The sequence below is a fragment of the Maridesulfovibrio frigidus DSM 17176 genome, assembly GCF_000711735.1.
Taxonomy (GTDB): domain Bacteria; phylum Desulfobacterota; class Desulfovibrionia; order Desulfovibrionales; family Desulfovibrionaceae; genus Maridesulfovibrio; species Maridesulfovibrio frigidus.
In genome coordinates, this window is the sequence record NZ_JONL01000012.1 from 1 (window position 1) to 17,861 (window position 17,861).

Consider the following 17,861-nt stretch of genomic DNA (forward strand, 5'->3'; position numbering starts at 1 on the left):
ATTCTTCTGAATACTTTCGATTACTCATGAGTATTTCTCCTGCATGAGCTGACTTTAACCTCTCGAGCCGTGTCCGTCATCTATAGAGCACTTCAGTCATTACCCCTGTGAGAGTGGCAAAACCAAACCCCCTACTAAGAGATTGAACAGGTTATTTGAGGGGTCCGTTTTTGTGCACTATAAAATGTTTTTACCACTGGTCCGTAAAACAGCACTGATAACAGCTCTTTCAAGCTCAAGATTATGGGGAGGTGCAGATGTGTTCATGGGCGTACCTCAAAACACATTTCTGTATTTTGGGTAGCATTTGGGTAGCAAAAATAAAAGGGTTTACGATGCTTTTGCAACGTAAACCCTTGAATTATCTGGTGGGCAATACAAGATTCGAACTTGTGGCTTCCAGCTCCGGAGTCCACGAAAGGGAATGTGCATCATGTTAATTCAGCGAGTTAACACCCATTCTATTCCCTTGAAATATGGTTATTGCTGGTGGAAAGGTGAGTAAATCGTGAGTAGAATTTTGACTCATTTTCCATAAGTTTTAATTCATATCTGGTACACTTCCTCACTGCACTTAAAAGTAGGTATTTGTAATTTATTCTCCATATACAACCTAACGGCAGGCTTTAGAATAAAATAAAATTTTTCGATTCTATGGTAGTCATGAAAAGTATGAACATTGATACTATCCTTACCGTGCGCGACAGCACAACGTCCTTGCCTCCACATATCAATTGAAAGCTGTTCAGCATCATCATACTGTTTCTTTACCAAATACTCTTTTAACCACCTTGACCTTTGCTTACCATCCATGCCTATTTCAAGAATTTTAAATAAACCAAGATACTTAAAAAAAATACTATTACTGCTTATAGCTTCTTTATAAAGACCTAAAGCAAGAAGCTGTTCATCTGTTTTTTTTGAATACGAATAACTTTCAAGGTCAACAGGTACACGGCTCCTGCTATGCCCCACAAAATCGGTTATCCCTTTTATTGGAATTGAACCACCTGTATGCATAATATCATATATCGCAACATCAAATAGCCATGAAAATTCACTCAAAAACATCCTGCCAGCGATATGAGCCTGATGCTCTTTATGTGATTTTATGATGATTTGATTAGACAATGCTCTCGGATTTCGGGCTTCATCTTCCCTCTCAATCTTCTCCCTAACAATTTTTAAACTATACTCGCCATAAGGAATTCTTATTTCTTCTTGCTTCAAGTAAGCCGCTGAATCAAACGCAATAACAGAAAACATCACAAATTCCCTACCTTATAATATCTTTATAGTATTTCTCTTTTCCAATACCCACCCCACCATATTAATTCAACACAAAATTATAATTTCACATTGACAGACAAACATTACAGCATTACAGCTATACTATGAAGAAAGAGCAAACCCTATTTTCTATGCGTTTAGACAAAGACCTTCACAAACGAATCAAAATCTTTTCCGCAGAGCAGGAAATGACCATCAAAGCCATGTTCATAGAATGTATGGAAAAGCGAATGGCAGAGGCAAAGAAGAAAGAAAAAGACGAGAAGTAGCCCAAATAAAAACGGCCCGGAAAGGTGTTGAAGCACCAAACCGAGCCTAACCACAAACGACCTTTACTGGAGGTACGTTATGGCTGGAAAGAACGTAGCCAATTCACACACTTCTGACAACAGTTCAGTTGTCGGTTCCCCTACGCTTGTTATAGCAGACGGTAAGCCTGTTGTTTCATCCCTTACAATTGCCGAGCATTTTGGCAAACAACACAAGGATGTCCTGCGTAAAATTGAACTCCTTGATTTACCTGACGATTTCGGACAGCGCAATTTTGCGCCGTCCTCTTACGTCAATGCTCAGAACAAAAAACAGCCTTCCTTCAACCTCACCCGTGACGGCTTCGCCTACCTAGTAATGGGCTTCACAGGCAAAAAAGCATCAGCATGGAAAATTAGCTACCTTGAAGCTTTTAATGCAATGGAACAAGAACTGTTGCAAAAGCAAGCTAACACCAACGTATACATAGGCAAAATCGAAGCAGAGCATCCGCTATGGTACAACCATATTAATATGTTCGTTCAAAACGAATGCTGCCCTGCTCCTGACAGCACAATTTCAAAAGATGATATCTACACCCATTATTGCAACTTTTGCACTCGCAATAATGTTTCGCCAGTTCACCGCGCCCGTCTATTTACGACTTTATATTGTCTCACAACCTATGTTCGTGAAACCCGTCCAAGAGTAAACGGAAAGCGGCCTCGTATTTTGGCAAATATTGCCATTACTCCACAACTGGAAGCTGTTTCAAAACTTTCACTTCGTGACAATCCGCCACCAAAAGTTGTGCAAAAAGCCGAGCCAGTAAGCTATAGCCATGTTCCACAGAACACGAATTTAGCCACAGCAAAAAAAGTCATGCTCAAAAATCTGGAACAATTGCCGAGAGCAGAACGCCAAGCAATGCTAATGGCCTACGATGCCCTTATAGAAGCTGAACATATTTTGAATGGGGAGGCATAAGATGAATAGTGATGATTTATGCCACCACGTTTCGGATATGATGTCAGCGGCTTGTTCTCTCGAATACTTGCGAGATCAAATGGAACAGGAACACCGCTATGGTGAAGCTTACATATTGGACTTAATACGGAAGACAATATCAGAGGGAGCCGAAGCTTTTAGTATGTACGAAGTGGAGGAACAAGTGAAGAAGGCGGGGAAGGGAAAACCTGCGGGGGGTCTGGAGTTGGTGCGGAAGTAAAAAAATCCCCCTCTAAAACAATCATTTTAGAGGGGGATTACTCTATCTACAGTCAATGCCTAAGAAATTTTTGCAAACACTGAGAAGTCCCTCTCTTAAAACATCATTTCTTTTAAAGATCTCTTGAATTAAATCAATTTCACCGTACATCCCTTCATTACAATTAACTTCAATTTCTGACTCTTTTTGGAAATACGATTCGATTTCAGCACGGAAAAGGCTAGGCAAAAAACAACTATATACGGACTTTAACTGTTTCAATTTTAGATTAAAATCCTTCAAAAAAGAATCATCTGGAACGGTTTCCAATTGAATACTCGGATCATTGAATGCCCCTGTGCTTACTAATATATTATGCTCAAGAGTGCTATAATAGTTATCTGCTTCATCTATAAGTTTTAATAAATCAATAAAAAAACTTTTACTAGTATCCCATAAGCGAGACTGCTTTTGCCATCTCAAATGCTCATAGTTAATCCACCCCGCAATGCAAGCGACTATTAACATAAAGAAACTACTTAAGATGCTAAGATAATCCTTTGCTTCAACATCACCATTTGGTCCCGTAAAATATAAAATAAAAGCAGTTCCAGAAATTATACCCAGTACAAATAAAAATACTGAGTGATACGTCGGTTTAATCAATCTCATGTGTAAAAGCTCCGTTAGTTCGATTTGCTTCATCCTTAATTACATAATTGAAATCTATATGTTAAGACTTTTATATATATTAAATTCTCTCTCCCTCAACACTAGTAACATACCCACCACTCCCCAATTTATGAGTCGCACGGGTAACACTCCAAAGACCATTAACCCCATCACGAAAACCAGAAAGCGAAAGCCTACACTCTGCCCTTAGCTCTGGCCTTCCCGGAAGGCTTACCGAAAGGGATTGCTTACCCCTTTGGAAAGCCTCTAGTTTAGCCTTTGCCGCTTTTGCCGCCGCTTCAAATGTTGGATAAATATGTCTAATGCGGTGAACTGGTTCCCCTGCTCCTGCAATCTCTTCAATATCTTTCGCGGATTCAACAGAACGCCAGATAGCAACAACCTGATTATAGTCAGAACGAGCAGTTATATTTACGCGGTAATTTGTAACTTCTGAAGGGATCAGGGCCACGGTAGGCATCGCCTTGCCGGAAATAGTTTTACCCTGCCCTTTGTGAGCAAATACAAGCTTGCCACCGTTAGCCTTTGCTATGGCATCATGATCCGCCGCTATGCGGGTAAGCAGGTGCATATCTGATTCGTTTATCTGGTCGATATGCGGTAACCCTACGCCGGACAAATCAGAAGCAACGGCAGGGTCAAGCCCGTGGTCGGCTCCGACGGTTGCCACCAATGCGCCTATAGTCTGCGGAAGCCATGAGCGAGTTTTCTGCGTTTGAAGATGGGAATAGGCCGCGCTCTTTTCCTGCGGTGCGCCAGCCGCTTTTATGTCCATTTTATCCGGCGGACCGGAAAGCGAAATTTCGTCCGAAACATACAGCCCCATGAAGGTTGCCGCCTGTCCGTACCCTAGCCATACTTTAAGTTGTCCACCTGCTTTCGGTAGCTTGTAGCCTCTGTCATGCAGGGAAATAGCCAAAGAATCAGACTTAACACCAGCTTCATCAGTTATGGTCAGAGATATTAAATTTTCGCGAATGGCTTCGGTTATATCGTTGCCGTCGGCTTCAACTCTATATGCGGGCTTGTGCTTTAATCCCATAAGCTTATTCCTTGATCCGGTTCCGGCGTGGCAATTTCTGGCAAATTGATTTCAATGCCAGCTTCTAAAGTAGTACCCTTATCAGCAAGACCGGGATTAGCTTCAAGCACGATTACAACCGCAGATTCAAAACCGTAATAGTCAAAACATATCCGGTCTAAAATATCGCCGTCTTTAGTTCTGTATATCATTCTTCATACCGTTGAATCTTGAGAGTGAATTCCATCTTGAGGGCAATGCCATCCTTTAAAAAAACACTGTCCTTTTCACCGACTGAAAGAATGCACCACTCGTCGTGAACATTACCCAGCCCGTCCACCAGCATAAGCGGGTCGCCCTTCGCTTGCATTTTCCGCATTTTATCAATCTGCCCTAGACCGCCCTTGTAATGAGTGTAGATAACACCCGGCAAAGTAATTTCATCCTTGCCCGGCCCTAAATCCTGCATAGCGGCCCGTTTGCCAATACGCTCAATGGAGGCCCATTTCTGAGCCGTTGAACGTTGCAAAGTTTGATACGCGGCAGTATCAACACTGAAAATAAAATCGCCTAGTTTCAACATTCCCATAAGCTATCCTTAGTCATGCATGGCAAGTCGTGAATTATCTCGGTCCTGCTCGTTCATTTTTTCGACAACCAGATTTGCAATATCTTCTTCAGATTGCCCCGGAGCGGAATTAATAACTATATTATTATGCTGGGTGCGCTGGTTATTATTGCGTGTAGAGGGCTGCACTGTATCGGGCACACGGATTTCCTTACCTTTAGCTGCACCGACTTCGGGTGTTGCTGTTTCAGATGCGCCGACTTCAGGCATTTCACCCTGTTTCAATCCATGCTTATCCCTAATACGTGTAGCCTTTTCCTTTTCTTCGTCTGAAGTCTGCATGTAGTAATCCTGCATAAGCTGATCGGCATCGTTATGGGCAGACTCGGCCAATTTGCGAAAATGCTCAGCGTTCAAATCCGCCTCTGCAAGTTGCTTTTTCTCACGTGCAGTCATGTTGCCAACTCCTGATACTGTTGAGCCGACTTCGGGTATTGCTGTTTCGGTTGCTGGAGCTTCGGTTACGCCGACTTCAGACTTTTCACCCTGTTTCAATCCATACTTATCCCTAATACGTGCAGCCTTTTCCTTTTCTTCTTCTGAAGTCTGCATGTAGTAATCCTGCATAAGCTGATCGGCATCGTTATGGGCAGACTCGGCCAATTTGCGAAAATGCTCAGCGTTCAAATCCGCCTCTGCAAGTTGCTTTTTCTCGCGAGCAGTCATGTTGCCAACTCCTGATGCTGTCGAGCCGACTTCGGGACGGGCATCAACCGGATCAAGCAAGGCGGATGAGTCAGCAACCGCCGTGCCGACTTCAGGTGATTCTTTTGATCTAACTTTCGACTTTTCCTTATCCTCTTCATCATCACCAAAGCCGAAAAAGCTTGCGACACTGGAAACAGCATCCCCAATACCTCCAAAAAGAGCGGAAGCCTTGTCACCTATCCAACCGAACAAATCACCAATCCACGCCTTGATAGGTTCCCAATGCTGAATAACCAGCCCCAATGGGGTAAAGTTCATAAAAATGGACTTAATAAAATCAAACCCTGATGAAACAGCATCACCAATCATCGAACCAATATTACAGAAAAAATCGCAAATCGGATCCCAATACTTCCAAACAAGCAACGCCACACCGATTACAGCAGCAATAGCAAGGCCAATAGGGTTAGCCATTACAGCCAGACCTATAGATCTTATTCCGCTAACGATTGCGGGGAAATACGATGAAACTAAAGGTATAATGGCCTTGCCCACCGTGAAAAGATTAGTTGCAAACCGCCCAATTCCAAACGCGGCCTTAACTCCAAAGGCAAGCCCAATAATAATAGCCAAATTATCAAATCCACCAACCAGTGAAGCCACAGTAGAAACGACGCTTCCTATGCTTGAAACAACGGTATAGATCCCGCGTCCAAATGCCAGAAAGCCCGGAATAGCATTTTTTACAGCATCCCCTATGCCGATCAAATCCTTTTTATGAGACTTCACCCAATCGGCAAGTTTTGGGCCATATTCATCAACAAGCGGAGCTAGTGCGCCCCCAATCAAGCCTGAAACTTCCGACGCACAAGACCCCACAACTGTAGTAAGATGTGAAAAAGCAGTATTGTATGCAGATGCTCCAGCCCGCCCTTCGTCTGACATGACATTCAAACGCTTTTGCTGGGCAAGCAAAGCATTAATACCTTCCTTACGAGACCTGATATAACCGAAGAATTTATTAGCTTCACCACCGAAAATCATATCTGCCGCAGACACAGCCTGTTGCTGATCAGGCACATCTTTCATAGCTTTAGATATTTTTTCAAACTGTTCTTCAGGGCTTAAACCTTTAATTTCCTCATAGGACAATCCGAGCATGTCCAAGCCGTCTTTAACAGCGGTAACCTCTTCAACCCCGGCAGATTCACCGAGCTTGTTATTCATTTCCTCAAAAAGGTCACCAACAGTGTCTACTTCAAACCCTGCTTCTTTCGCTATCCCGCCCCAAGCTTGCAACTTTTCAGCGGAGACCCCAAGAGAAGCAGCAAGGGCAACCTGTTCCCCAGTAGCCTTATTCGCCATTGTGACCGCCGCGCCAATCACCCCAACGCCAGCGGCAACACCAGCACCAACACGAGCCGCGCTACCTATTTGGCTTTTCATCTTTCCGCCCGCTTCCATAGCGCGATTAAGGCGGTCCATTTTATCTTTTGCTTTATCTAGCTCAGTTGAAAGACGGCGATGCTCCCCGGCAAGGTTATGAGTTGAAACTCCAGCCTTTTTCAAAGATTTGCTCATACTTTCGAGCTTATCGCGCCCAGCCTTATAAGCTTTGCCCGCTTTTTTAGCGGCTGCTTCGGCGCGGGCCAACTCCGCCGCCATCTTTCTAGTGGGCTTAGCTGTGGCTTCGTACTCCTTACGCAACTTAGCAGCATCACGCCGCAGGGCGCGATATTCCTTGCCCATTTTACGAACACCTTGAGGATCGTACTTTTCTAACAAATCGAGCTTTTTCTTTGCATCCCGGACAGCATCGCCTACATCGGAAAGATCACCGCCCAAGACCTTAATGCTTGAGCGCAAAGATTCTTTCACGGCTCCGCCAATTTCAACTACTGCGGAAAACTTTTTACTTGCCACCTTGCAACCTCACTGCCTCATACAAATCATCAAGAAAGACTTCTGTGTCCATGTCCATAAGTTCGGCACGGCTCCAGCCCGTAAAATGGGCAAGGACCAGAACACCGCGCCGAACTTCAACAGGACTTAAGACAAAAAATCGCGATACACTTGCTGAAGCTTGGAATAGTCTTTCATATCCATTTCTTCGATTACAGCCGGAGCAACTTCGCAAAGATTCGCAAAAAGCAGAACCTCTAGTTCGTCAGAAGATTTGCTAGTTTTTTTTGCTGTAATTTGATCTCGAACTTTCGGACGGCGCATTTCTAGTTTTTCAATTTTCCCGCCATTATCTTCAACCGGATATTCAAGTTTAATAGTAGTCATTTTTATAATCCTAATGAGTTGCGTCTTTCAGCAAGCTGGTCAGTTCCGTTAATAAATCTTTTCATGTTTGGGATATCGATTTCATGAAGCACAACTCCATTCTGTTCACGCTTGTAATATTCAAGCTTCATGGAAAAAGTCTGATTATTCTTTTCGCCGGGCTTCCATGTTCCATCTTCAATCTCAGTGATAATGCCACGTAAATTGACCACCACCGGAATGACAGAACCATCATATGATTCAAGAGAACCGCGCGCGGTGAGCTGTGTTTTCTCGCCGACGGAAACTCCCCATTTTGTAAGAACTTCGGGGAAATGCCCAGTCAGAATAAAAGAAGATTCAAGTGCTTCCATACCCATTTCAATAGGTACGGATGAATCCATACCCCCGGCGCGGTGGTCCTCGGTTTTCAAGACAAGCTTCGGCGGCTTGAACTCCTCAATGTTCCCGGCAAATCCGTACCCATCTACAGTCAGATTTAAATCTTTTAAAACTTTATCTGCTACGCCCATTAGAAAATCTCCTCAAAGTAATCGTTAACCATACGACTACGGAAAGTTACGTGTTCAGCTGGTGCTGGCGGTGTGAAATCAAAATCAAAATAGACCTTCCCCGCCGCTATCTGATCCGTTGAATTAAGCTCTTCATCGGCCCAGCAAGTACCGCCAAGAATCGCGCCTATATTTGTAAGGTTGCGAAGATAGGCATTAACGCCTTCAACCACATCTTCCATGTATGTTTTGGTTATGTTGCGATCTACCGCCCATAAATGAGCTTGCAATAAAGACTCGTTAATCATGTCTGCTGTACGGCGAACTGAAAGGAAGGCCCATTTAGCATCAGCCGAACAAGTCCGGTTGCCCCAAAGCCTGAATCCGTCTTCATTAATAATAGTGGTCACGTTCTTTTCATTGAGCAGATTAGCGCGACAATTTGCATCACCAAGTGCAAAATCAATAGGGCGGGCCGTACCGGATATACCGCTGATTTCTTGATTAGAAGGCGACCACCAAAACCCTTTATCATTGTCGATCGAGGCAATAAGTCCTGCGGCGCGCGGGGAAGGAGGCTCATTTACATAAACCCCATCACGATAAACTTTGACCCAAGGGTCAATAAGGTAACAACGTCCACCAAGATCATTTTCCATGCTAATTGCGTCGGCATCGTTCGTATTAGGGCCATCTACAATAATTATTGCCCGTAGACGCGGTGCCAATCCTTCAAGCTCTGCAACCACCGGATTCTTAAAGAAAGTACCAGGATTTTCGGAATCCTCTTCTTGCTGGTGAGTAAAGCCCGGAGCAATCAAAATACGAGGGGTAAATCCTAAAGCAGACTTTGAACCAAGCAGAGCCTGAACTCCTAAATAATTACCATTAAGCGGATCAACGCCCCCAATGACGTTTGTCATTGCTTCTACTTCATTGGCTCCTTCATCAACACGAATCACGATTACTACTGCCCCGATTTGGTCGAATATGGCATCTAAAGCATTAGGCAAAGTTCCAGCCCCATCTCCGACAGTATCCAACTTTGCAGCTTCAGTCCGATTACCCGCAATCATCACAGGAGTATTAAGCGGAAAGGTTGCCGGATCAGCATCAGGAGCAGTGCCTATGATACCAATCACCGAGGACCGAACGGTCCTAATAGTGCGCGGCCCATCGTCAATTTCGATAACCTCAACACCATGTAAAAAATTATCAGCCATAATTATTCTCCTATTTAGTTATTGTGGCCCATTAAAATTACAGTGAAAATTTCAATGATTGATTTAAGCGCATCTTTACGAGTTTCAACATTTGTCGCAGCCTCGTAAGCGGCCTTGGCTTCTGCCAGTTCGTTATGTGTTCCGGTTGATATTTTTCCGCTATCAATAAGACGAACCTGAACCTTAACGGCTCTATCTGCCCCCGGAAGAATGATTTCAGAAGAGTTGCCAATTTCATCAAGAATGAACGGGGCCAGCTCTGCCGCAAGTATCTTTTTATCGGCAACAGTCATGTCATTTATATTCATGTGTTATGCTCCTGTTTTCCAAGTATCTATTTGCGTTTCAGACACACGACACTCGCTGTCCTTAGACAATTCAGACACGCCAAGGGCCACCCGGCGGAAAGATTCAGCCGGGATTTGCTTTATAGATTCAAGTAGAATGAAATCAGGGCGGTCAGGGTCGGAGTCTGTACCAAGAGTTGTGGTTTCGATTGGAATTTCAATGAAATCTTCTGAAACAAACGAAATTCCATCGGGTCCATAGGCGGCTGTGAGAGCGGGCATTACGTGAACCTTAGAAGGTGCACCGCTAAAATTGGCCGAACTTATATCAATCTCATAGCTTCCGACATTATATAGTGATTTGCCAATGCCAACGTAACTATCATTTAAAGTGACATAGCTGTTTGTACTTAGGGTATATTCATAGGCTTTAGAGCTTCCGGCCCAAAGAATAAAAGTATCAGCGTCAACCATACCCAGTGAAAAATATCCCTGTGAAGGCGGCTTTGTTAACTCTACTAAGCTATTTGTACTTATAGTATATTTATACAAAGCATAGTCAGAGTAACCGATAGCAAGAAGCAGCGTGTCATCATCTACCGAGATAATTGCATGGTATGTTGTATCGTCTGTGGTTAAATTGCCTACTTTTAAAGTTATTGTGCCAGTAGCAATGTCGTATTCATAAAACCCACTTTGAATTGCAAAATAAAATTTACCATCTACATTGTGCATAGTTTTACAAATACCCACAACGCTATCATTTAAAGCAACATAGCTGTTTGTACTCAGGGTAAACTCGTAGGCTTTAGAATTTCCTGCCCAAAGGATAAATGTATCAGAGTCAACCATACCCAATGAGAAATATCCCTGTGAAGGCGGCTTTGTTAACTCGACTAGGCTATTTGTACTTATAGTGTATTTATACAAAGCGTAATCAGAGTAACCAATTGCAAGAAGCAGCGTGTCATCATCTACTGAGATAATAGCATGGTATGATGTCTCATCAGAGGTTAGATTCTCTACTTTTAAAGTAGTTGTGCCAGTAGCAATGTCGTATTCATAAAGTTCACTTTGAATTGCAAAAAAGAGCTTGTTATTAAAATTGTTAACGACATCTCCAGAAACAACGGCCCCTAGATTGGTTATGAGGTTTGTATTCGCTAAAACTTTTTTATTTGTAAAAAGAGTATCCGCATCAGTCTTTGCAAGAACGGGTATTCCCTTATCCCGCACTTTCGCCCGCATCGAAATTTCAGCCCAATCAGTTTCAGCCGCATCCTGATCTACGCCATTACTCCGAAGCGCAGCATTATCAGCAAGAGCAACACCCGCCGCACTTGCATCATCGTGCCCATTCCATGCAGAAAGAAACACAGCTTCGTCACCTGTGATGAAAGCCGAGCTCGTGCGGAATCCTGTTGCCGTTGACCATTCAGACCAACTAAGCAACGTACCCTTATGGCGACACTCAAAAACATAATCAGTGGAAACCTGAAGCAATCCGGCAGGCATTAAGTATTCCAGCACCACGCCAAGTTCAGGCGATAAATGCAGAACTGTATCACCCTGCCTAATCCTAAACTGAATCCCCGCGTGAGTGTCCGCAGTATCACCAACAACGGCAAAGGGGCCTGACATTAAAGTAGGGCATTCCTGCACGTTGGTTGCATCGGCTACAGGCAAAGTATTTGCCGGACGTTCTGCATAATTAAAAATTGAACGAGTTGTGAAACTCTTAGGATCAGACCATGGCGACCATTGCCCAGTATTCAAACGGCGACGAGTCCGCACTTTGTAAAGAGTGCTTACCTGTAAATATCCGGCAGGAATTTCAAAGCTGTTCAAAGCAACGGAACTAGGACCAGAATCAAAAACAGGATTTGAAAAATTTCCCGATCCAAGATCAACCTGCCACTGGCTTGCTTGATGCTCAGTATTTGCAAACACAGGCACGAACTCATGGGCGGAAATAATAGGAGTTTCACCGATATCAGTTGCCCCGTCTGCCGGGCTTATAATTTCAGGGATTCCGGTTGCGAGTCTTGCCAGCAAATCAGGATGGGCTTCAGAGTCAACATCATGGACAACAATGTCATCTTGCGTTGCTAAAAGTACCGGACTTTGCATGATAGTAATTTCAGCCGCATTGCCAGTTACAACATCAATACGAAATTGCTTTTCAAGCGGCGCGGCCCCGGCAGGAAGTTGCGGTATATAATCGTATTGTTCACCCGCATAATCCACGGCGTAAAGAATTTCACCGCGCGACGGATGGGTTGCAAAAATTCCTATTTCACGCAGAGCAAAACCCGAGACAAGGCCCGAATTGGTCAGCATTGCGTGAAGAGTATAACACCCTGCGGGTTCATCAGTATCCGGCACGGAACTAGGAGCAATTGAACCAATATCAAGGCTCATAGCTTCATCAAGCAACGCGGTTAGCTCCGCTGGTGCACTTAGTTGAGATTCATTCCAAATGCCGGACCCTACAGCAATACGCGTAAAATCAAGCACGGTTCCCGCACCGACCAAGCCTAAAAGCTCCATGCCGTGCCGGGTAAGTTTCATACCTGTAAAATTAGGCATTAATGCCTCCTATGGTAATGGTATCAATCACCTGTACAGCTCCGCCAAAAAACAACCCCACAGGGTCAACTTCCAGCGACGTAGCAGGTAAATTTATAGTAATAATGTCCGCTTCTCTGACACCTGCACCGCTGTAAAAAAGGGCTGGATCAGAAGAAATATTGATATGCACAGGAATATGCTGAACTGAACCGGAGCGAACAGCCCCGCCAGTAAATGAAGGATTTATAAGCGTGGAATGAAACACAATTGAATCGAGGTGTGAACGGGTGTTTTTCGCAACCGCTACAGCTTCAAGCATGTCAAAATATACAGCTTCACTCGCGGTTGTTTCAGTGGAAACTTTGAACTTGTATTCATCTCCGTCATATTCAAACCATTCAAGTACGTCGGCAGAAATACCGAGGGCATCAAGATACCTTTCAACGGCAACCGGAGTTCCTTTAATACGATGAATAGCTATGCTTGTTTTAATGACCGCCCGCTTTGTTGCCTCGGGCCATGAGTCTTTCCACAGGTCCACGGAAAGCGACCACGCCAACCACGGCAAGAAAACAACCGGACATTTTTCAGGGTTCCATAAATCACGGATATCAACCGGAACGGCTTCAATTCTAGCAACGGCGTTGGATAAATCCCGTTCCTGTTTAGTTGCGCTAATAGGCAAAAGGTCAGACATTAGCCTTCCCCTACTTCAAACGAGGTGCAATAAGCCGCCTGTTCTGGTTGCATTGCTAAATCTGAAACAGGGGAAATAAGTTCAACTTTTGCCACGCCTTCAACGTGCAAAGCGGCATAAATACCGGAAAGCGGAACAGTTGAGCCAAGGCTATGCCTTTCGTTTGCATATTCAGTTACAGCGGCAAGGGCTGAATCAATAACAGACGAAGGAGCCGGACCGGGCTGAATGTAAAGTGTTGCTTTAACTTCGTAGTTTACAATCACAGCAGGTTTTACGGTCACATGGTCAGTTAACGGCCTAACTTCGCGATCATTGACCACATCATCTACAGCAATAAGGGTTTCAGCATCCGGCAAGCCGTCACCGTCACGAGTTAAAACATAAACCTCGACCTCACCCGGCAACGAACTCAAAGCCGCCGCACCACGCACAGCGGGTACTTTTAAAGCATGGAAAACATACGCCCCATCAGGACCAGCGGAAGAAAACCCTTCCGGGGCCATTTGAACGCGGGCACGAAATTCATCATCACCTTCATAAGTAGGAAGAATAACGGGACGGGCTTCAGAATCACCCGCATCAATAAGCTTTCGCTCAACTGGCGCAAGAGCCGCCAGATTATCAAGGTCAGCACCCGGAGCATAAGCAACCATCACAGCGCGGGCGGCATCGTTAACGCGCTGGCGCAAGCCGAGTTCACGGTATGCGGCAACTTCTAAAATTTTATAAGCGGGATCAGATTCAACAAGCGCAGTGAATTGCGGATCACGCGCGCGAAGGTCAGCCAGCAATTCAGCAAGGATTGATTCAAAATCAAGCGGCTCGACAATATCAGGGGCCGGAACCTTGGACATATTAATAGGTTCAAAGGTCATGATATTACTATCCCGTCTAAAGTGATTTCCTTTCCTTCCGGCAAGTACTTACCAACTAAATTGATAATGATTTCCCCGGCTGAATTTAGGCTTTCAACTATAACGCTGGTGAGCTTGTAACGTGGTTCCCATTTCTTAAGAGCTTCAGCAACGGCAGAATAGTATTCAACCAACAAGTCGGAGCTGTACGGCCTATCAACCAGCTTAAATAAGCGACTGCCATAAGTGCGCCGCATGATTCTTGAACCTATTGGAGTAGTAAGAATGTCAGTAATGGACTGGCGAAGGTGTGTAAGCCCCTCAACATGTTTGCCAGTTACAGCGCATACACCTTTCATGATGCACCTCCAGTGGGTTCATCAGTGACGGTGCCGTTTTCACCGTGAACATGATGTTGTAGGGAAACACCCTCGGAAATGGTATCGCCGTCATGCTGAATAAAATCACCTTCGCGGTGGATAATTTCACCGTAAAGTTCTGCCCCGCCACCGTGGGTGCTGTTGCCGTGGGTGATAGGACCATCAAAAACAAGTTGCGGAGCGGAAAGGGTTACACGGGTTGCGCTGTTGATTACAATTTCACCAACAACATCAAGTATTACCTTACCGCCGACGGCACGGTTAACATCCCCGCCAATATCATCTGAAACATTGCCGCCGATAATATCAGTGCGGTTGCCGCCAATATCATTAAAAACATCACGCCCGACCTGCTTAAACTCATCACGATCAATGGTCATGGAAACATCCCTGTGAACCTGAACAGTCATATCCTTATCAATTTCGCGATTCTCAAAACCGGGAATGTAAGCGTGTAAAATATGATTCAAGCGGTCATACTCGATAATCGCGCCATCTTCATAAGTAGTACGATGAATAGTAGGTCGATCCGCCGGGGCCGGATGATTAGTGGAAAAGAGAGAACCCAAAACAGCACCGCCGGAAATCTCACCGGACGGAGCCAAAACAATCACCTGTTCGCCGACTTCCGGTGCCCACCAAGTGTGGTCGCCACCAGCGCGAAATGTAACCCACGGAAGCCAATCAGAAACAGCTTCACCAAAGGACACACGAACACGTGCCTTGCTGTAATCAGCTTCGGCAACGGTTCCTATGCGGATCATGTTTGATAAGCGGCGGTCAATTTCTGACTTATGGAAGTTCGAATTCTGCAATGACCTGCCCTCCGCTTTCCTGTGTTGGAATTTCACCATCTGTAACCACTTGATATTCCGGCTCATGGTCCGCGCCAATCAATGGCGAATAGCCAAGAAAAACCGTTTGCGGTGTATTGCCTTCACCAGTCCAAATAGATTCGCCAAGCAAGCCACTGAACTCAAATTCAACCCGCCACTCTTCATATCCATCCTTTGAAGGCTTGAAGTCTTCAGGATAACCACCAATAAACTTTGTCGCTGAAACCGGAAGCCCAAAGCGGTTCCCGTCGATAAACTTAGCAAGAGAACAAACTAGGGCGGCAACTTCACGGGCCGCATCCTTCACTTTGAAATGGATAAGCGGATAGACAACCCAACGCATGTTTATTTCAAGCTGGCCTGTACCGGGATCTTTTTCGCCCGGCTCAACATGGGCAAGCTCAAGAGCAAGGGCCGGAGCAACCACCGTTCCGCTTTCACGGCGATAGTCACCCACGGAACAAGCGGGAAAAGCTTCTTTAAGCTTTTGAACAATCGCTTCATGCGCTTCGGATATGTCTATTTGCTCGATTCCCATTTCATTTCCCTTTCAAAAAATATGTAAAATTTGCGTTCAAAAGCTTTGAGGATATCGGCCTCAATTACATGTTTAATGGCCTGATCAATTTTCGCTGTTTGTATGGCGATGGGTAGCCGGTTATCTGTTCCCTTCTCTAATGTAACTCGCCTATAAACCTCAGTTTTACCGCCACGCTGTTGAATGAAACCGTGTTTACGTTCAATCTTTCCAGCCTGAACACCTGTCCGATTCTGGTTAGGGTTCATTTCCCGCAAAGGAACTCCATACAATCCAAACCAAAGCCGAGAGGTATTGCGACCACCACCAAAAGATACAAATAAACGCTTTTTAAGAACGGCCTGCTTAATTCCAGTTACCTTGCTGGTTTCACGCAGAGCTACAGTTTTTAAATGCCGGGCAAGCTTTGAAATGGCTCTTTTGCAAGCAACATCAATTTGCTTTTCAGTTGCGGCAAAATCAGCGGCGATCAGCTCAAGTTTATCGCCATCTATCTTCAGAGCTGTAGCCATTACTGAGCCAAAGTAAGTTCAATTTTTCCAAGTCCGGAGCCATCAGGGCGAAAAGCATACACATCGTAAGTTTTGCTTTCCAAAACCACCTGGGAACCTTGTTCAAGACCAGACGCGTCAATTTCCTTACATGTCAAAACAGGGCTGTCAGGATTAAAAACCATTGCCCTGCCTAGCATTGCTTCATCCATGTCAGCATCTTTGTAGGCTTTAAATGTTCGATTCTCGGCAATGACAAGAATTTCATGTGCATCCAGCCCATCAAAGAATATATCTAGGTCGTCTTCCATATCAGCTAGAAAATCGTTCATTGTTCCGCCTGCGTCTCGTAACATCTGATGGTTGCATTTTGATCTTTGATCAACTTGTCCTGATTGATGACATTGTCGGTCAGAATCTTAACATTATAGGGTGAACCGAGGTGTTGTTCGGAATCCAGACGACTGAATTCATAGACTCCTGGGCCGGGGCATTTCTCAAGCTTTGCTACAACCTCGATAACTTCAACCTGAGGTTCAGGAATCTCGAGCTTACTGCTGCAGGAACACAGAATTAAGCAGGCCAACAGCAGAGTTGCTTGTCGCATCGTCGATTACTCCGGTTGTTTGTTCAGGCTTAACCGCCACGGCCTTCCGGCTGATCTCCTGACTAGTGGCCAAGCGAACAACATACTCACGATTATTCGTCCGCTCATCTTCCAACAAATTATTAAGTCCGGCGTTTACCCTATGCAGTCGATTCTCATCCGCTTCAGCAAGATTAGCCCTTGTCTCAGCGTTTGCACGTAGCCCCTGCTCCGTTACAATCGTAGCGTTCAGAGCTACCTTTTCGCCTTTCAGAGTGGTGATGTCGGCTTTCAAAAACGCAATTCTCACGAGCATGCCGACCAGAAGTAATGCCACCACGACTACGCCGCCAATGCAGGCAATAAGTTTTCCTTTGCCACCAAAAAGACCGAGAAGGATGGAGATCATGACATCAAGTTCCAAAGTCGATCTCTGATTTCAGCCACTTCCTGATTCGGACAGGTCTTGTGATCATCTAGTTCGTTGTGACCGTAAACAGCGTCCGCATCGAGTCCGTAGTGCTGGAGTATTTCAAGCAGAACTTGCGTCAAAGTTTCCATCTGATTTTCGGTAAAAGTCTCTTTACCAATCAGGCAAACACCAATGGACCTACTGTTAAATCCTTTGCAGTGCGCACCCTTGACTTCAATATCGCGCCCAAGTTCAACAATACCATCAAGCGAAGGATCATACTCTCCGCGGCTTGTGGGGTGGCCGTTCAGAATTACCATGTGGTATCCGATCCCGCTCCACCCCCTTTCCAGATGCCACTCGTTGATTACTGCCGCGTTGCCCCAAGCCGAGTCCGAGCAATGAACCACCACCATATCTACCTGACGTCCCATAACGACTCCTGTCTTGAATCGGATCAAATTCAT

At 44.9% G+C, this 17,861-nt stretch carries 24 protein-coding genes; 3 read left to right on the forward strand and 21 right to left on the reverse strand.

Translation table 11 applies throughout. The features are described 5' to 3' along the window. Nucleotides 1-546: 546 nt before the first annotated feature. A complete protein-coding gene (gene mauJ / locus BR06_RS0117955; RefSeq protein ID WP_031485552.1) occupies nucleotides 547-1,266 on the reverse strand; it encodes a methylamine utilization protein MauJ in 720 nt (239 codons plus the stop codon). Between the two features lie 128 nt (nucleotides 1,267-1,394). On the opposite strand from mauJ, the gene BR06_RS20405 reads away from it, so the two are divergent. From BR06_RS20405 to BR06_RS0117970, 3 genes are all read left to right on the forward strand, one after another. Then, the gene (locus tag BR06_RS20405) at nucleotides 1,395-1,559 is read left to right on the forward strand and encodes a hypothetical protein (RefSeq protein WP_456085393.1); all 165 of its coding nucleotides are present in this window, start codon (nucleotides 1,395-1,397) and stop codon (nucleotides 1,557-1,559) included. A 79-nt stretch (nucleotides 1,560-1,638) separates the two neighbouring features. Then, nucleotides 1,639-2,526 carry a Rha family transcriptional regulator gene (locus BR06_RS19960; RefSeq protein ID WP_051677192.1) on the forward strand — a complete coding sequence of 296 codons (888 nt, stop codon included), beginning with the start codon at nucleotides 1,639-1,641 and terminating at the stop codon, nucleotides 2,524-2,526. Nucleotide 2,527: 1 nt separating this feature from the next. Beyond that, entirely contained in the window at nucleotides 2,528-2,767 is a 240-nt protein-coding gene (locus BR06_RS0117970; protein WP_031485556.1) for a hypothetical protein, read from the forward strand. Nucleotides 2,768-2,809: 42 nt separating this feature from the next. Here BR06_RS0117970 and BR06_RS0117975 read toward each other — a convergent pair whose 3' ends face one another. From BR06_RS0117975 to BR06_RS0118070, 20 genes are all read right to left on the reverse strand, one after another. Then, on the reverse strand, nucleotides 2,810-3,418 hold the full coding sequence (locus BR06_RS0117975) for a hypothetical protein (RefSeq protein ID WP_031485558.1): 609 nt from the start codon (nucleotides 3,416-3,418) through the stop codon (nucleotides 2,810-2,812). A gap of 79 nt (nucleotides 3,419-3,497) precedes the next feature. After that, nucleotides 3,498-4,481 carry a contractile injection system protein, VgrG/Pvc8 family gene (locus BR06_RS0117980; protein WP_031485560.1) on the reverse strand — a complete coding sequence of 328 codons (984 nt, stop codon included), beginning with the start codon at nucleotides 4,479-4,481 and terminating at the stop codon, nucleotides 3,498-3,500. Continuing rightward, nucleotides 4,472-4,672 carry a tail protein X gene (locus BR06_RS0117985; RefSeq protein WP_031485562.1) on the reverse strand — a complete coding sequence of 67 codons (201 nt, stop codon included), beginning with the start codon at nucleotides 4,670-4,672 and terminating at the stop codon, nucleotides 4,472-4,474. Before BR06_RS0117985 ends, BR06_RS0117980 begins: the two co-directional genes overlap by 10 nt. Continuing rightward, nucleotides 4,669-5,049 carry a phage tail protein gene (locus BR06_RS0117990; RefSeq protein WP_031485564.1) on the reverse strand — a complete coding sequence of 127 codons (381 nt, stop codon included), beginning with the start codon at nucleotides 5,047-5,049 and terminating at the stop codon, nucleotides 4,669-4,671. The genes BR06_RS0117985 and BR06_RS0117990 overlap by 4 nt, the downstream gene beginning before the upstream one ends. 9 nt (nucleotides 5,050-5,058) lie before the next feature. After that, nucleotides 5,059-7,659 carry a phage tail tape measure protein gene (locus BR06_RS0117995; RefSeq protein ID WP_031485567.1) on the reverse strand — a complete coding sequence of 867 codons (2,601 nt, stop codon included), beginning with the start codon at nucleotides 7,657-7,659 and terminating at the stop codon, nucleotides 5,059-5,061. A 126-nt stretch (nucleotides 7,660-7,785) separates the two neighbouring features. Beyond that, complete coding sequence (locus BR06_RS0118000; protein ID WP_031485569.1) at nucleotides 7,786-8,025, reverse strand: phage tail assembly protein; 240 nt, start codon at nucleotides 8,023-8,025, stop codon at nucleotides 7,786-7,788. Nucleotides 8,026-8,027: 2 nt separating this feature from the next. Next, nucleotides 8,028-8,537, reverse strand: a complete 510-nt coding sequence (locus BR06_RS0118005; protein ID WP_031485571.1) for a phage major tail tube protein — start codon at nucleotides 8,535-8,537, stop codon at nucleotides 8,028-8,030. Further along, a complete protein-coding gene (locus BR06_RS0118010; RefSeq protein WP_031485573.1) occupies nucleotides 8,537-9,739 on the reverse strand; it encodes a phage tail sheath C-terminal domain-containing protein in 1,203 nt (400 codons plus the stop codon). Before BR06_RS0118010 ends, BR06_RS0118005 begins: the two co-directional genes overlap by 1 nt. Before the next feature lie 14 nt (nucleotides 9,740-9,753). Further along, complete coding sequence (locus BR06_RS0118015; RefSeq protein ID WP_031485575.1) at nucleotides 9,754-10,047, reverse strand: hypothetical protein; 294 nt, start codon at nucleotides 10,045-10,047, stop codon at nucleotides 9,754-9,756. Between the two features lie 3 nt (nucleotides 10,048-10,050). Then, nucleotides 10,051-12,615 (reverse strand): hypothetical protein, encoded by a 2,565-nt coding sequence (locus BR06_RS0118020; RefSeq protein WP_031485577.1) that lies wholly within the window; start codon nucleotides 12,613-12,615, stop codon nucleotides 10,051-10,053. Next, nucleotides 12,608-13,294, reverse strand: coding sequence for a phage tail protein I (locus tag BR06_RS19965; RefSeq protein WP_051677193.1), 687 nt, complete (start codon nucleotides 13,292-13,294; stop codon nucleotides 12,608-12,610). The genes BR06_RS0118020 and BR06_RS19965 overlap by 8 nt, the downstream gene beginning before the upstream one ends. Next, nucleotides 13,294-14,172 (reverse strand): baseplate assembly protein, encoded by an 879-nt coding sequence (locus tag BR06_RS0118030; protein ID WP_031485580.1) that lies wholly within the window; start codon nucleotides 14,170-14,172, stop codon nucleotides 13,294-13,296. The genes BR06_RS19965 and BR06_RS0118030 overlap by 1 nt, the downstream gene beginning before the upstream one ends. Further along, nucleotides 14,169-14,510, reverse strand: coding sequence for a GPW/gp25 family protein (locus tag BR06_RS0118035; protein ID WP_031485582.1), 342 nt, complete (start codon nucleotides 14,508-14,510; stop codon nucleotides 14,169-14,171). The genes BR06_RS0118030 and BR06_RS0118035 overlap by 4 nt, the downstream gene beginning before the upstream one ends. After that, a complete protein-coding gene (locus tag BR06_RS20220) occupies nucleotides 14,507-15,346 on the reverse strand; it encodes a phage baseplate assembly protein V (protein ID WP_211252491.1) in 840 nt (279 codons plus the stop codon). The genes BR06_RS0118035 and BR06_RS20220 overlap by 4 nt, the downstream gene beginning before the upstream one ends. Then, nucleotides 15,324-15,905 (reverse strand): hypothetical protein, encoded by a 582-nt coding sequence (locus BR06_RS0118045; RefSeq protein WP_031485586.1) that lies wholly within the window; start codon nucleotides 15,903-15,905, stop codon nucleotides 15,324-15,326. The genes BR06_RS20220 and BR06_RS0118045 overlap by 23 nt, the downstream gene beginning before the upstream one ends. Continuing rightward, complete coding sequence (locus BR06_RS0118050; RefSeq protein WP_031485588.1) at nucleotides 15,887-16,417, reverse strand: hypothetical protein; 531 nt, start codon at nucleotides 16,415-16,417, stop codon at nucleotides 15,887-15,889. Before BR06_RS0118050 ends, BR06_RS0118045 begins: the two co-directional genes overlap by 19 nt. Further along, entirely contained in the window at nucleotides 16,417-16,728 is a 312-nt protein-coding gene (locus BR06_RS0118055; protein WP_031485590.1) for a head-tail joining protein, read from the reverse strand. The genes BR06_RS0118050 and BR06_RS0118055 overlap by 1 nt, the downstream gene beginning before the upstream one ends. Then, complete coding sequence (locus BR06_RS0118060; RefSeq protein WP_156952740.1) at nucleotides 16,725-17,003, reverse strand: hypothetical protein; 279 nt, start codon at nucleotides 17,001-17,003, stop codon at nucleotides 16,725-16,727. The genes BR06_RS0118055 and BR06_RS0118060 overlap by 4 nt, the downstream gene beginning before the upstream one ends. Continuing rightward, nucleotides 16,948-17,406: a hypothetical protein gene (locus tag BR06_RS0118065; RefSeq protein WP_156952741.1), complete on the reverse strand. Its 459-nt coding sequence runs from the start codon at nucleotides 17,404-17,406 to the stop codon at nucleotides 16,948-16,950. The genes BR06_RS0118060 and BR06_RS0118065 overlap by 56 nt, the downstream gene beginning before the upstream one ends. Further along, nucleotides 17,388-17,861, reverse strand: coding sequence for an N-acetylmuramoyl-L-alanine amidase (locus tag BR06_RS0118070; protein ID WP_084154263.1), 474 nt, complete (start codon nucleotides 17,859-17,861; stop codon nucleotides 17,388-17,390). The genes BR06_RS0118065 and BR06_RS0118070 overlap by 19 nt, the downstream gene beginning before the upstream one ends.

Excerpts from the sequence above, each read along its gene's own strand:
- mauJ (WP_031485552.1), bottom strand. The coding sequence starts at position 1,266 with ATGTTTTCTGTTATTGCGTTTGATTCAGCGGCTTACTTGAAGCAAGAA.
- BR06_RS20405 (WP_456085393.1), top strand. The coding sequence starts at position 1,395 with ATGAAGAAAGAGCAAACCCTATTTTCTATGCGTTTAGACAAAGACCTT.
- BR06_RS19960 (WP_051677192.1), top strand. The coding sequence starts at position 1,639 with ATGGCTGGAAAGAACGTAGCCAATTCACACACTTCTGACAACAGTTCA.
- BR06_RS0117970 (WP_031485556.1), top strand. The coding sequence starts at position 2,528 with ATGAATAGTGATGATTTATGCCACCACGTTTCGGATATGATGTCAGCG.
- BR06_RS0117975 (WP_031485558.1), bottom strand. The coding sequence starts at position 3,418 with ATGAGATTGATTAAACCGACGTATCACTCAGTATTTTTATTTGTACTG.
- BR06_RS0117980 (WP_031485560.1), bottom strand. The coding sequence starts at position 4,481 with ATGGGATTAAAGCACAAGCCCGCATATAGAGTTGAAGCCGACGGCAAC.
- BR06_RS0117985 (WP_031485562.1), bottom strand. The coding sequence starts at position 4,672 with ATGATATACAGAACTAAAGACGGCGATATTTTAGACCGGATATGTTTT.
- BR06_RS0117990 (WP_031485564.1), bottom strand. The coding sequence starts at position 5,049 with ATGGGAATGTTGAAACTAGGCGATTTTATTTTCAGTGTTGATACTGCC.
- BR06_RS0118000 (WP_031485569.1), bottom strand. The coding sequence starts at position 8,025 with ATGACTACTATTAAACTTGAATATCCGGTTGAAGATAATGGCGGGAAA.
- BR06_RS0118005 (WP_031485571.1), bottom strand. The coding sequence starts at position 8,537 with ATGGGCGTAGCAGATAAAGTTTTAAAAGATTTAAATCTGACTGTAGAT.
- BR06_RS0118010 (WP_031485573.1), bottom strand. The coding sequence starts at position 9,739 with ATGGCTGATAATTTTTTACATGGTGTTGAGGTTATCGAAATTGACGAT.
- BR06_RS0118015 (WP_031485575.1), bottom strand. The coding sequence starts at position 10,047 with ATGAATATAAATGACATGACTGTTGCCGATAAAAAGATACTTGCGGCA.
- BR06_RS0118020 (WP_031485577.1), bottom strand. The coding sequence starts at position 12,615 with ATGCCTAATTTTACAGGTATGAAACTTACCCGGCACGGCATGGAGCTT.
- BR06_RS19965 (WP_051677193.1), bottom strand. The coding sequence starts at position 13,294 with ATGTCTGACCTTTTGCCTATTAGCGCAACTAAACAGGAACGGGATTTA.
- BR06_RS0118030 (WP_031485580.1), bottom strand. The coding sequence starts at position 14,172 with ATGACCTTTGAACCTATTAATATGTCCAAGGTTCCGGCCCCTGATATT.
- BR06_RS0118035 (WP_031485582.1), bottom strand. The coding sequence starts at position 14,510 with ATGAAAGGTGTATGCGCTGTAACTGGCAAACATGTTGAGGGGCTTACA.
- BR06_RS0118045 (WP_031485586.1), bottom strand. The coding sequence starts at position 15,905 with ATGGGAATCGAGCAAATAGACATATCCGAAGCGCATGAAGCGATTGTT.
- BR06_RS0118050 (WP_031485588.1), bottom strand. The coding sequence starts at position 16,417 with ATGGCTACAGCTCTGAAGATAGATGGCGATAAACTTGAGCTGATCGCC.
- BR06_RS0118055 (WP_031485590.1), bottom strand. The coding sequence starts at position 16,728 with ATGAACGATTTTCTAGCTGATATGGAAGACGACCTAGATATATTCTTT.
- BR06_RS0118060 (WP_156952740.1), bottom strand. The coding sequence starts at position 17,003 with ATGCGACAAGCAACTCTGCTGTTGGCCTGCTTAATTCTGTGTTCCTGC.
- BR06_RS0118070 (WP_084154263.1), bottom strand. The coding sequence starts at position 17,861 with ATGAATTTGATCCGATTCAAGACAGGAGTCGTTATGGGACGTCAGGTA.